The following is a 12,883-nucleotide window of genomic DNA, read 5'->3' as shown; positions in this document are numbered from 1 at the left end:
GGCCCCCCAGGCCGAGATTCAGGCCGCCTACTTCTGCTCCTGCCCCGCGGGCTGAATGGCCTGGTCGGGGCGCACGCTCGACAGGCTTTGTGCCGGCCGCCGCAGCGTCACATCAAACGGATTGATCTTGGGCCCCACTGCCAAAGCTTCGCGCTTGAGCAGTTCCACCACGGTGGGCAGCCGGTCGTCATTGAGCCGCGCAGAAATGGTGCCCACGCTCAGCGCCGCCACCGCGCGCCCTTCGCGGTCCAGGATGGGTACGGCCACACCCGCCATGCCTTCGAGCAAGCCGGTGTTTCGGCCCGCGTAGCCCAACTGGCGCACGCGCTCGATTTCGGTGCGCAGGTAGACCTCGTCAAACACACCGTACTCCCGCACGCGCGACAGGTTGAAGCGGATGACTTCTTCGCGCTCGGCCTCGGGCAAGAAGGCCAGGATGGCCAGCGCACCCTGCCCCACGCCCAGGGCCACGCGGCCGCCGATGTCGCCGGTGAAGGAGCGGATGGGGAACGGCCCCTCGCTGCGGTCCAGGCACACGGCATCGAACCCGCTGCGCACCAAGAGAAAGATGCTGTCACCCAGGCTGGCGCACAGGCGCAGCAGCGCGGGGCGGCACAGGCTGCGCAGGTCGCCGGGGTTGCCCGCTTTGGCAGCCAGGGCGAAGAAATCCATGCTCAGGCGGTAGAGCTTGCTGCGCTCGTCCTGCTCGACCATGCCCTCTGCCACCAGCGATTGCAGCAAACGGTGCGTGGTGCCTTGCGTGAGGCCCACGGCACGCGCCAATTGGGTGACTCGCCCGCCCTCGGCCTGCACGGCCGACAGGGCCCGGATGACGGCAAACACCCGGGGTACGCCGCCGGTGGCGGTGGATGCGGCTTCCATACCTCGCTCCTGTGGAATTCGTTGATCAAACTGAAGGCATCATATTTCATTTAACGGAATAAATTCAATAAAAATTCTGTTTAATGGAATACCCGAAGCATTCTGGTTTGTTTATTGCAATAGATTCAATCGAATCGAGCGGCTGTTCCAGCCTTTGTGCGGCACTTGCACCACCCCGGTGCAAGCACACCGAAGGCCCGCAGCCCATCCATGCAACTCCACAGCAGGTGACACGCACAGCCCCCCTGGCAAACCGTGCGATGCCACCACCGGAAAGGCTTTCGCCATGTCGTTTCTCAAGCTCACGGATGTGACCAAGTTCTATGGCAGCACCTGCGCGGTGCAGTCCATGAACCTCACGGTGCAAAAGGGTGAATTTGTGTCGCTGCTGGGCCCGTCGGGCTGCGGCAAGACGACCACGCTGCAGATGGTGGCGGGGTTCGAGGCCGTGACCAGCGGGCGCATCGAGCTCGATGGCAAGGACATCACCCACGCCAAGGCCAACACGCGCGGGCTGGGCATCGTGTTCCAGAGCTATGCGCTGTTCCCGCACATGACGGTGGCGGCCAACGTGAGCTTTGGGCTGGAGATGCGCAAGGTGCCCAAGGCCGAACGCGCCGAGCGCGTGGCCCAGGCGCTGGCGCTGGTGCACCTGGAAAAGCACGCCACGCGCTACCCCCGCGAACTGTCGGGAGGCCAGCGCCAGCGGGTGGCCCTGGCACGTGCGCTGGTGATCGAGCCGCCAGTGCTGCTGCTGGACGAGCCCCTGTCCAACCTCGACGCCAAGCTGCGCGAGGAAATGCAGTTTGAGCTGCGGCAGATTCAGCGCAAGGTGGGCACCACCACCATCATGGTCACGCACGACCAGAGCGAGGCCATGTCCATCAGCGACCGCGTGGTGGTGATGGAGGCCGGCCGCGCCACGCAGATCGATCACCCGCATCGCGTGTACGAACACCCGCGCACGCGCTTCATCTCCACCTTTGTGGGCAAGGCCAACCTGCTGCCCGGCCAGGTAGCGCATGCCAATGGCACACACACACAGGTGAAGGTGGGAGCCCTCACGATGGAGGTAGACGGTGCCCGCTACCGCCCCGGCGCCGCTGTGCTGCTGAGCGTGCGGCCTGAAAAAGTGCAACTGGTACCCGCCGTGCAGGGCCGGATGGATGGCCAGGTGTGCGAGCGGTTCTTCCTGGGCAGCCAGTGGCTGTACCGTGTGGGCACCCCCGTGGGCGACCTGATGGTGCTGGCGCCCAACGACGGCCGCGCTGCGCTGGCCGAGGGCGAGCGCACGGGCGTGGACTGGCCCGACCACTGCATGCGCCTGCTGCCCGCCGATGAAACCGCCATGGCCGAGCTGGAGGCCGAAGACACCGCCGCCGAGGTGGCGCCATGAGCCTGGCCACCACCTTGTTGCACAAAAAGGCCGCGCCCTGGTGGCTGTCGGGCCCGGCGCTGGTGCTGTTCACGGTGCTGCTGCTGGTGCCGCTGGCGCTCACGGCCGTGCTGTCGTTCAACGCGTTCGACCCGGCCACCGGGGTGAAGGCGGGTGAGTTCACGCTGGAGCATTACGCCCATGTGTTCACCGATTCGTATTACCACACCATCTTCTGGCGCACGTTCTGGATTGCGGGGCTGGTTACGCTGATCTGCGTGGCCATTGGCGCACCCGAGGCCTACATCCTGAGCCGCATGGGCAACCCTTGGCGTTCCATCCTGCTGCTGGTGGTGCTCGCGCCGCTGCTGGTGTCGGTGGTGGTGCGCGCCTTTGGCTGGAGCATGCTGCTGGGCCCCGAGGGGCTGGTGAATGGCGCCCTGCAACTCGTTGGCATTGGCCCGGTGAAGATGCTCTACACCGAGATCGCGGTGGTCATCGCCCTGGTGCATGTGATGCTGCCCTTCATGGTGATCCCCGTATGGACCTCGCTGCAGAAGCTGGACCCCGGTGTGGAAAACGCGGCGCTGTCGCTGCAGGCCTCGCCCTTCACCACGCTGCGGCGCATTGTATTGCCGCAGGTGCTGCCTGGCATCCTGTCCGGCAGCCTCATCGTATTCGGCCTGGCGGCCAGCTCGTTTGCCATCCCCGGCCTGCTGGGTGGGCGGCGGCTGAAGATGGTGGCCACGGTGGTGTACGACGAGTACCTGCACGAGCTGAACTGGCCGCTGGGCGCTGCCATTGCGCTGACGCTGCTGGTGGCCAACCTGGTGGTGATGCTGAGCTACAACCGACTGGTTGAAGGTCGCTACAAGAAAGCGCTGGGCTGAAGCGATGCAGAAGAACGGCCCTCTCGCCCTCGCGTTCAACGCGCTGGTCATCACCTTCATGCTCGCCCCGCTGCTGGTGGTGTGCATCGTGGCGTTTACGCCGCACAACACGCTGACGCTGCCCACCACCGAGTTCTCGCTACGCTGGTTCAAGGCGGTGTTCGAGCATTCGGACTTTGTGCAGTCGTTCTGGAACAGCCTGTGGCTGGCGCTGGCATCGGCCACGCTGGCCACGGTGCTGGCCGTGCCTGCGGGCATTGCCATCACGCGCTATGAGTTTGCGGGGCGCGGCTTTCTCAACGGGCTGTTTCTGTCGCCGCTGATCATTCCGCACCTGGTGCTGGGCGTGGCCCTGCTGCGGCTGTTTGCGCTGCTGGGTGGCACGGGCAGCTTTGGCTGGCTCGTGTTTGCGCATGCGCTCATCGTCACGCCCTACACGCTGCGGCTGGTGGTGGCGGCGCTGGTGGGGTTTGACCGCAGTGCCGAGCACGCCGCCCTGTCGCTGGGCGCGAGCCAGGCCACGGTGTTCACGCGCATCACGCTGCCGATGATTTTGCCGGGCGTGACGGGCGGGTGGATGCTGGCCTTCATCAACAGCTTTGACGAAGTGACCATGTCGATCTTCGTCACCTCGCCCAGCACCGTGACGCTGCCCGTGCGCATGTACATGTATGCCACCGAGTCGATCGACCCGCTGATGGCTGCGGTGTCGGCACTGATGGTGGCCCTGACGGCCTGCGCGATGGTGATTCTCGACCGGGTGTACGGCCTGGACCGCGTGCTCGTAGGGCGCAAATAAATGGGCACGACTTCCATGACTGTGAACACAGCCCTGCTCCACCGCGTGGCCGAAAAAGACCGCGCGCCCGTGCCCTTCGTGCTCGATGGCGAACCCGCCGCTGCGCTCGAAGGTGACACGGTGCTCACGGCCATCCTCACCCACCGCGCCCAGTTGCGCCGCAACGAGTTCAGCCACGAGCCGCGCGCAGGCTTTTGCCTGATGGGCGCGTGCCAGGACTGCTGGGTGATGACGGCTACCGGCGAACGCCTACGGTCTTGCGCCACCTTCATCCAGACGGGCATGCAGCTGACTACCGGAGGGGCCGCATGACCGCCCCCACCTTACAACCCGTGATCGTGGGCGCAGGCCCCGCGGGCATCCGCGCGGCGCAAACCCTGGTGGCACATGGTGCGCGGCCCACCGTGATCGACGAGGCCGCACGCGGTGGCGGGCAGATCTACCGCCGCCCGCCTGCCCACTTTGCCCGCAGCCCGCAAACGCTGTACGGCACCGAAGCATCACGCGCCACGGCATTGCACAGCACGCTGGATGGTCTGGACGCCCACATCGACTACCAACCTGACAGCCTGGTGTGGAATGCCCAGGGTGGCTTGCTCGATGTGCTGCACGGCCCCACACAGACCACGCGCACGGTGCCCTACGGCCAGCTCATCGTGGCCAGCGGCGCCACCGACCGCGTGCTACCCGTGCCGGGCTGGACGCTGCCTGGCGTGTACACGCTGGGGGGAGCGCAAGTGGCGCTCAAATTCCAGGGCTGCACCATTGGCCGCAACGTGGTGCTGATGGGCACTGGGCCGCTGCTGTATCTGGTGGCGTACCAATATGCCAAGGCGGGCACCAAGGTCGCCGCAGTGCTGGACACCGCCCGCTTTGTCGACCAACTGGCCGCGCTGCCCGGCATGCTGACGCAGCCCGCCGTGCTGGCCAAAGGGATGTACTACGTAGGCTGGCTGCGCGCGCATGGCGTGGCGGTGCACACCGGCGTGCGGCCTGTCCGCATGGAGGGCGAAATACGGATCAACGCCGTGGTGTGGAGTGACGGCCAGGCCGAGCACACCGTGCCCTGCGATGCCGTGGGCTTTGGCTACGCCCTGCGGTCCGAAACCCAACTGGCAGACCTGCTGGGCTGCCGCTTTGCCTGGGCCCCGATGCACCGCGCCCACCTGCCAGAGCGCGATGGCGCGGGCCGCACCAGCGTTGCCGGCGTGTACCTGGCGGGCGATGGCGCGGGCATCATGGGCGCCGATGCGGCCGAGTGGGCGGGTGAGCGCGCTGCGCTGGCGCTGCTGGCTGACCACGGCGTGAAGGTGGACACTGCACGCGCGGCGGAGCTGGAACGCAAGCTCACGGGCTTGATGCCGTTCCGCCAAGGGCTGGAGCGCGCCTTCCCCTTCCCCACAGATTGGGCAACGCACGCCCCCGACGCGCTGGTGGTGTGCCGCTGCGAGAACATCACAGCCGGTGAGCTGCGCGCCTGTGCCCGCGATGCGGGCGCAGACGAGATGAACCGTCTTAAAGCCCTGACCCGCGTGGGCATGGGCCGCTGCCAGGGCCGCATGTGCGGTGTGGCCGCTGCAGAAATCCTGGCCCACGCCACAGGCAAGCCGATTGACACGGTAGGACGGCTGCGCGGACAGGCGCCGATCAAGCCCATTCCCATCCACCTGCAAGCCCAGGCGGAGGCCACCGAATGAGCACGACCACCCGAACCATCGACACCGACGTTGCCATCGTGGGCGGCGGCATCATGGGCGCATCGGCCGCGCTGGCACTGCGCCGCAAAGGTGTGGCCGTGGTGCTGCTGGAGCGCGACCTGTGCGGCTCGCGCTCCAGCGGCGTGAACTACGGCGGCGTGCGCCGCCAGGGCCGCCCTGTGAGCCAGCTGCCGCTGGCGCAGCGCGCCCACCAGGTGTGGGCCGACCTGCCCGCGCTGGTTGGCACCGATGGCGAGTACCAACGCAGCGGGCACTTCAAGATCGGGCGCAGTGAGGCGGACATGGCTTCGCTGGAAGCCTATGCCCACTTGAGCCGCGACTTTGACCTGGGCATCCAGCTCATCTCGGGCACCACGCTGCGCGAGCGCTGCCCTTGGCTGGGCGGGCGTGCCGTGGGTGGCTCGCTGTGCCCCGACGACGGCCAGGCCAACCCGCGCCTGGTGTCGCCCGCGTTTGCGCTGGCGGCCAAGCGCGCGGGCGCGCAGATTCTGGAGCGCACACCGATGACCTCGGTGGAGCACGACGGGCAGCTGTTTACCGTGCGCTCCGGCACCACCGTGGCGGTGCGTGCGCCTGTGCTCATCAACTGCGCTGGTGCCTGGGCCGGTGCGCTGGCCGCGCAGTTTGGCGAGGCCGTGCCCATTCACTCCGGCCATCCGGCCATGGCCGTGACCGAGCCCCTGCCCTTTTTCATGCACTGGAGCCTGGGTGTGGAAGGCGGCGGCATCTACTGCCGACAGGTGGCGCGCGGCAATCTGGTGCTGGGCGGCGGCGCAGGTGTGGCGCTGGATGCCGACCGCGCCCGCTCCGAGCGCAGCGCCATCGCGACCCTGGCAGTGCAGGCGGTGGAGCTGCTGCCCGCCCTCAAGAGCGCGCACTTCATTCGCACCTGGAGCGGCACCGAAGGCTATCTGCCTGACCGCCAGCCGGTGCTGGGCAAGAGCCACACCACGCCTGGCCTGATCCATGGCTTTGGCTTTGCGGGTGCGGGCTTTCAGATTGGCCCCGGCGTGGGCGAGGTGCTGGCCGAGCTGGCCCGCGATGGCCGCAGCACCACGCCGATTGATGCCTTTGCGATTGAGCGATTTCACCCAACGACGGTGGCTGACGTGGCCAGCACTGCCGCTGCCCACTGACCCCGTTTGCCACCGACAAAACTCCCCTCCCCACCAGAAAGGAAACCACCATGACCTTCTCCCCCCGCTTTGCCAGCCGCACCCGCCGCGCCCTTGTGACGGCCGCTGCACTGACCGCCGTGGCCGCCGCAGGCACCGCCACCGCGCAGACCAAAACGCTGTACATCGGCATGAATGGCGGCACGATGGAGAAGGCGTACACGCAGTACGTGTTCCCGGCGTTTGAAAAGCTGCATGGCGTGAAGGTGGTGGTGGTGCCTGGCACGTCCTCGGACATCCTGGCCAAGGCCCAGGCCAACAAGGACAAGCCGCAGATGCACGTGATGTTTCTGGACGACGGCATCATGGTGCGTGCCATGGGCATGGGCCTGTGCGAAAAGCAAAAGCCCAACCCGCACCTGAACGACATCTACCCCGCCGCGCGCTTCAAGGACGACCTGGCCAGCGGCGTGAGCCTGGGCATGACCGGCATCGCCTACAACACCAAGATGTTTGCCGAAAAGGGCTGGGCCGCGCCTACGTCGTGGATGGACTTTGCCGACCCCAAGTACAAGGGCAAGGTGGTGTTCCAGTCCATGCCGTCGTCGTCGTTCGGGCTGCACGGCTTTTTGATGTTCAACCGCATACAGGGTGGCAACGACAAGAACGTGGAGCCAGGCTTCAACAACTGGGCCAAGACCATCGGCCCCAACGTGCTGGAGTACATCCCCAGCTCGGCCAAGATTTCAGAGATGGTGCAGACGGGCGAAGCGGCGATCTTCCCGCTCACGCCGACCAGTGTGGCGGCCTTGAAGGCCAAGGGCATTCCGGTGGAATACGCACAGCCCAAGGAGGGCTCGGTAGTGCTGATGACCGGCCAATGCGTGGTCGCCAAGAACAGCGAACCCGAACTGGCGCAAAAGCTGGCCGAGTTTCTGCTGAGCCCGCTGGCACAGGCCAACGTGCTGCAGTTTGGCGCGCAGATTCCCACCAACCCCAAGGCGCCTGCCGTGGGTGAAGGTGCCGCCCAGGTCGCGCAGATCAGCCAGTGGATGAAAAACGCCGTGACGCTGGACTGGGACAGCGTGAACGCCAACCGCCCTGCGTGGAACGCGCGCTGGAACAAGACTATCGAGCGCTGAGAGGATATGGAGCGCGTGTGAACAGGCTACACCTGCTCACACTGGCGGGCCGTTTGTGACAAATGTCACCGGCCCCGCCATACCCTGCGGTGGTGGGGTGCCACAAACCGCTTCTTCGACTTCAGAATCCGGCGCCTGGGCATGCTGATTCGTTCAGCCCGTCCGCCACCATTCGAAGAAGAGGGATACCACCATGAAACGCTGGATCAAATGGACCGCAGGCAGCGCGCTGCTGCTGGGCGTGATCGTTGTCGCCACCGCCGCCAGCGGCCTGTACCTGGCCGAGCAAAAACGCAACCGCTACATCGACATCAAACCCCGCCCCGTGGCCTACACCACCGATGCGCAGACCATCGAACGTGGGCGCTATCTGTATGCATCGCGTGGCTGCACCGACTGCCATGGCGCACAAGGCACGGGCCGCGAGTTCGTCAACGATGGCAAGGGCACGCGCATCGTAGGGCCCAACATCACGCCGGCTGGCGTGGTGGCGCGCTACCAGCCCGAGGACTGGAACAGCGTGATCCGCCACGGCGTCAAGCCCAATGGCCGCCCGGTGCTGGTCATGCCCAGCGAGGACTACAACCGCTTCACCAACGAAGACCTGAACGCCCTGGCGTCGTATGTGCGCCAGTTCCCCCCCAAGGAGGGCACGCAGGCCGTGATCGATCTGCCGCACCCTGCCTGGGTGCTGTATGGGCTGGGTGCGATTCCCGACGCGGCCTCGCGCATTGACCACCAGCTGGCCCCCTCGCGGCCGACGGCTGCCGGAGTGACGCTGGCCAACGGCCAGTACGTGGCCAACATGTGCATCGGCTGCCATGGTGCCGACCTGTCTGGCGGCAAAATCCCCGGCGGCCCGCCTGACTGGCCTGCGGCGGCAGACATCCGCCCTGGCACACACAGTGCCGACAGCGCCCTGACACGCTACCCCAACGCCGCAAGCTTTGTGGCCATGCTGCGCACAGGCAAGCGGCCTGACGGCACACCCATCCAGGTGATGCCCTTCGAGTCGCTGGGTCAGTTGAGCGATGTGGATGCGCAGGCGCTGTACCTGTACCTGAACGCACCCCCTGGCAGCGTGAAGCAGGACGTGGGCAGTGCAACGGCCGGCAGCCAAAAGAGCAGCGCCAACACCGTGCCCTCCGGACCGGGCGGGCTCAAGCTGCCAGGTTGATCTGGGAGCCTGTGGACGACCCAGCAGGGGGATGCCCGCAGAAACTCAGACGAAAGAGCGGGCGACGGACCACGCACTCAAAAATCGCTGCCCTGCTGACCCGCCCCCTTTGGACCACCCGCTGTGGTGGCGGGTCAGCTGCCCGGGTGCTGATGTGCCTGGGGAGGCGAGACGGGCGCCTGGCTGTAAGACCCCATGGGCCCACCGGGGCTGTTGGTAGGGCCGGTGGGCGCAGCCGGCGGTGCGCGGCGCACCCGTGGCACCACGCTGAGCTGCACGGTATCCAGCACCGGGCCGGGCACCACATTCAGCGCCTTGCGCGGCAGGTCCACCAGTTGCTCTGCGTGCCACACGCGCACCTGTGCGGCGCCATCCGGCACGCTGGCAAATCGGGCAATGCCATCGTTGTCGGTCTTGAGTGTCCAGGCCGAATCGGTCACAAACACGTGGCCGCGCATGGAACCGTGCAGGTGGCAGCCCAGCAGCACCACGCCAGGGGTGTCGAGTTTGACGTCCGCAAAGTTGGCGGGCTTGCCGTCGGCCTTGCCGGCCAGGCGCAGCTCAAAATTGGAACCAGGCGCAGCAGGGGCCGCTGCAGCGGCTACGCCTGTAGGGTTGCCGCGCACATGGTGATCCCAGCGGTCCTGGTTGGTAAAACGCACGGTGGTGCCGGGCATCACCACGGTGACGGCAGGCACAAAACGCATGCGCTCCTGCTCAATGGTGGGGCTGGGCTGCAGCAGGCTGGGGGCCGCGCCCGCAGTGGCCCCGGGGTACACCACCACCACGGCGTCGGGCACCGGCTTGCCCTCGCGGTCCAGCACCTGAATTTGAACATTTCCGGCCCAAGCGCTAGTGAATATTGCGCTAGCAGCTATTAAAAATATAGCATTTTTCATTGTCTTACCGCTTGGTGATCACGTCACGGTGCATGGGCGCCAACAACGCCAGCAGGCGGTTTTGTTGAGCGAACGGTATGCCCTGGGCATCCATGGCGCTTTGCAGCACCTCCACCAGAGCGTTGAAGTGGCCCTTGTTGATGTCCATGTCGGCATGGGCCGATTTCATGTCAGCGCCTTCATATTTGCAAGGGCCCCCGCTCAACTGGCAAAACTGGTCGGTCAGGCTCTCCTTGAGGGCGGCTGGTTTGGTGTCCTTGAAGTGGCTGCCGATGCGTGGGTCCTTGACCACACGGTTCACAAAATCGTCCACCAGGCGGGTGATGCCAGGCTTTTCGCCCAGGGCCTGGTACAGGCCGGCAGGGGCTGCAGTGTTCGCCACCGGAGCCGCAGCGGTCTGCGCAAAGGCCGGGGCAGCCAGCAAGCCGCTCAGGGCGATGGCCAGGGCGATGAGGTTTTTGGAGTGGGTCATGAAAATCTCCTCAGAAAGCGACTTGGGCCGACAGGTAGTAGCCCGTCTGGCGGCGGTTTTGGGTGATGCCGGGCACGATGCGGCCCAGATCCACATAGGCCAACGTGAGCGACACGTTCTTGCTGGGCGCCCAGGCCACAAAGATGTCCTTCCAGTCGTCTTCGCGCAGCGCAGCACCCAGGCCGGCCGCAGCGCCCAGCGCCTGCAGGTTGTTGGGCTTGAAGCGGTATTCGGCGCCCACCGCCAGGTTCTTGTTGATCAGGTACGACACCGAGAACTCGGGCTGCAGGCTGCGGCTGTTCTTGCCGGGCGCGGCCGAGCCAAAGCCCAGCAGGCCGTTCTGGTTGGCGTTGGTGTAGCGCAGCGTGCCGTTGACCAGCACGCTTTGCGCCAGCAGCAGCTTGGTGGCGCTCACGTACACATCAGTGCCGCTGCTTTTGGTGCCCAGAAAGTCCAGCACCGACCTGATGGAGCCCGGGTGCACCTGCTTGTGCTCCAGCCCCACCGCAATCTGGGGCATCCAGCTGTCGCTGTTGAGCACCGCGTCGCCCGCCACCTTGAGCTTGATGCCGAGCACATCCATCTTGATGTGCTGGCCGGGTGTCACGCCAAACGGCGCAATGCCGTTGAGCGCGATCGCGGGCGAGGCATCAAAGTCCTGGCGCGCCAGCGACAGCTCCAGGCGGTCGTGCAGCCCCAGGGCCACGCCATAGCCGTTCAGGCTGTAGTCCTGGGTGGCCGCGCGGGTGGCATAGGCGCTGACACCCACCTCGCCCTCGGTGGCGTTGCTGCCAATCACTGCCCAGGGGGTCAGCCCGCCGCCCGCCGATCCGGCGATGGTGCTGACACCACCGGTGAGCAGCAGCTTGCCGGTATCAGCCTGGGCCGCACTGCAGGCCAGTGCAACGCCAGCCAGCACGGCGATGGAAAGGGGACTCTTCATGGGGCGCTCCTCGTGTTTGTAAATAATTGCTACGACAGCGTCATTACGCACACGGGCGGCGTCCAGATGTGAATCCAGAGCACCGCAAAGGGTCTTTAGCGCCTGATCAGGGTCTGGCCCCCACGACGGACTGGCCACCGTTCTCGTCAGCCAGCGAAGGCAAGGCGCTGCACGGTCCAGTACAGCGACAGCACCAGCAACGCGACGGAGCCCCCACGCACCACCACCGAGCGGTACCACGCCCTGCGCGCCAACGCCACCGAGACCGTGCACCACAGGGCGACCACCATCAGTTGGCCCACTTCGACCCCCAGGTTGAACCCCGCCAGGGCCCACAACAGCGAAGCACCCGCCACGCCAGCTTCAACCAGCACTCCGGAAAAACCCAGCCCGTGAACCAGCCCAAAGCCCAGAGCAAGCCAGCTACTGCGCAGGCCTTGGACGGGAACCAGGTTCAGCAACGCCGAGATGCCGATGCTGATGGCAATGGCGGGCTCCACCCAGTTGCCCGACACGGTGACCCAGCCCAGGCCTGCCAGTGCCAGCGTGATGGAATGGCCCACGGTGAAACAGGTCACCGTGAGCAGGAGCGCCTTGATCCCGGTGAAGCGGTCCCTGGCGCCGGAGGCCAGAGTTTCAGCGATCGGTGTTGTGCCGGACTCCGTGTGCAATGGCAGATCGCGGTGGCGGGGCTGCGGCCGCGCCAGGGAGATGGGCAGCAACAGTGCCAGCAAAAAGGCCAGGTGGTCGTAGCCAGACAGGATGTGGTGCACCCCCTCGGTCACAAAGTGCAGCAGCGTGGCCAACCCGCCGCGTGGGGCGCCGGGCTCTGTTGCGTCCGCACCTTGAGCCCCTTCCGCACCGTCTGCCCCCGCTTGTCCGGCGCGGCTGCCCGCGGAGCGCAGGTCGGTGCCGGAGCGCCCGTCAGGGGCCAGCACGGCTGCCAGCGTCTGGCCGCTCAACGCGCCGCCCACCAGCAGGCGGTGCGTGGGGTCGATGCCCTGCATCAGGCCGTAGCGCAGGGTGATCGCCTGGGCTGGCGCACAGGGCAGCGTGGCAGCCAGCCGCGCGTAACGCCCATCGGTGCGCTGCTCCAACGCTTCAAAGCGCCAGGCAGGCACCGTCGCCGTGCCGTCGCACTGCCACAACATGCCCTGGCCCACCCACTGGACGATGGCGGGCATGGACTGCCGCACCTCGCCCCATGTGAGCTGGCGGTCGCCATCGGCATCGAGCTGCTCCAGCGCGGCATCCACATCCTTCAAGGCCACCGACAGCACAAGGCCTATCGATGCGCCCGCCCCTGCAGTGCCCAGGGATGCCGGCGCATCCGCCACCCGCAGATAGGCGTCGCTGGCCTTGTGGGCCCAGGCGCTGGGCGCCAGTGCTGCGGCAGTCAACACGACAGCCACCATGGCCCGCAGGGAACGCCCGTGTGGGCGCAGGAGGCCCGTTAACCAGTGCATGCAGC

13 protein-coding genes are annotated in these 12,883 nt (G+C 66.4%); 8 read left to right on the top strand and 5 right to left on the bottom strand.

Annotated features, from left to right (window positions below; all coding sequences use genetic code 11):
* Positions 1–27: 27 nt before the first annotated feature.
* Positions 28–882 (bottom strand): IclR family transcriptional regulator, encoded by an 855-nt coding sequence (locus ASD75_RS20105; RefSeq protein WP_056747541.1) that lies wholly within the window; start codon positions 880–882, stop codon positions 28–30.
* A 286-nt stretch (positions 883–1,168) separates the two neighbouring features.
* Between ASD75_RS20105 and ASD75_RS20100 the strand changes: the two genes are divergently transcribed.
* The 8 genes from ASD75_RS20100 to ASD75_RS20065 all read left to right on the top strand — a co-directional run bounded on the left by ASD75_RS20100 (position 1,169) and on the right by ASD75_RS20065 (position 9,098).
* Entirely contained in the window at positions 1,169–2,278 is a 1,110-nt protein-coding gene (locus ASD75_RS20100; protein ID WP_056747539.1) for an ABC transporter ATP-binding protein, read from the top strand.
* Positions 2,275–3,147, top strand: coding sequence for an ABC transporter permease (locus tag ASD75_RS20095; protein WP_056747537.1), 873 nt, complete (start codon positions 2,275–2,277; stop codon positions 3,145–3,147). The genes ASD75_RS20100 and ASD75_RS20095 overlap by 4 nt, the downstream gene beginning before the upstream one ends.
* 4 nt (positions 3,148–3,151) lie before the next feature.
* Positions 3,152–3,946, top strand: a complete 795-nt coding sequence (locus tag ASD75_RS20090) for an ABC transporter permease (protein ID WP_056061258.1) — start codon at positions 3,152–3,154, stop codon at positions 3,944–3,946.
* Positions 3,947–3,961: 15 nt separating this feature from the next.
* Positions 3,962–4,258 carry a (2Fe-2S)-binding protein gene (locus tag ASD75_RS20085; protein WP_235511664.1) on the top strand — a complete coding sequence of 99 codons (297 nt, stop codon included), beginning with the start codon at positions 3,962–3,964 and terminating at the stop codon, positions 4,256–4,258.
* Complete coding sequence (locus ASD75_RS20080; RefSeq protein WP_056747534.1) at positions 4,255–5,643, top strand: NAD(P)/FAD-dependent oxidoreductase; 1,389 nt, start codon at positions 4,255–4,257, stop codon at positions 5,641–5,643. Before ASD75_RS20085 ends, ASD75_RS20080 begins: the two co-directional genes overlap by 4 nt.
* Complete coding sequence (locus tag ASD75_RS20075; protein ID WP_056747532.1) at positions 5,640–6,800, top strand: FAD-binding oxidoreductase; 1,161 nt, start codon at positions 5,640–5,642, stop codon at positions 6,798–6,800. Before ASD75_RS20080 ends, ASD75_RS20075 begins: the two co-directional genes overlap by 4 nt.
* 50 nt (positions 6,801–6,850) lie before the next feature.
* Complete coding sequence (locus ASD75_RS20070) at positions 6,851–7,921, top strand: ABC transporter substrate-binding protein (protein ID WP_056061247.1); 1,071 nt, start codon at positions 6,851–6,853, stop codon at positions 7,919–7,921.
* A 193-nt stretch (positions 7,922–8,114) separates the two neighbouring features.
* A complete protein-coding gene (locus ASD75_RS20065; RefSeq protein WP_056061245.1) occupies positions 8,115–9,098 on the top strand; it encodes a c-type cytochrome in 984 nt (327 codons plus the stop codon).
* Positions 9,099–9,232: 134 nt separating this feature from the next.
* On the opposite strand, the gene ASD75_RS20060 is transcribed toward ASD75_RS20065, so the two are convergent.
* The 4 genes from ASD75_RS20060 to ASD75_RS20045 all read right to left on the bottom strand — a co-directional run bounded on the left by ASD75_RS20060 (position 9,233) and on the right by ASD75_RS20045 (position 12,815).
* Complete coding sequence (locus ASD75_RS20060; RefSeq protein WP_056747530.1) at positions 9,233–9,922, bottom strand: hypothetical protein; 690 nt, start codon at positions 9,920–9,922, stop codon at positions 9,233–9,235.
* A 79-nt stretch (positions 9,923–10,001) separates the two neighbouring features.
* On the bottom strand, positions 10,002–10,469 hold the full coding sequence (locus tag ASD75_RS20055) for a group 1 truncated hemoglobin (protein WP_056061238.1): 468 nt from the start codon (positions 10,467–10,469) through the stop codon (positions 10,002–10,004).
* Between the two features lie 10 nt (positions 10,470–10,479).
* A complete protein-coding gene (locus tag ASD75_RS20050) occupies positions 10,480–11,412 on the bottom strand; it encodes a DUF3034 family protein (RefSeq protein WP_056061235.1) in 933 nt (310 codons plus the stop codon).
* Positions 11,413–11,558: 146 nt separating this feature from the next.
* Positions 11,559–12,815 carry a HupE/UreJ family protein gene (locus ASD75_RS20045; RefSeq protein WP_235509348.1) on the bottom strand — a complete coding sequence of 419 codons (1,257 nt, stop codon included), beginning with the start codon at positions 12,813–12,815 and terminating at the stop codon, positions 11,559–11,561.
* Positions 12,816–12,883 lie beyond the last annotated feature (68 nt).

It is taken from the genome of Acidovorax sp. Root568 (genome assembly GCF_001427445.1).
Lineage (GTDB): Bacteria > Pseudomonadota > Gammaproteobacteria > Burkholderiales > Burkholderiaceae_C > Acidovorax > Acidovorax delafieldii.
Note: the sequence above shows the minus strand (reverse complement) of the source record. Positions and strands in the feature narration are given on the sequence as shown.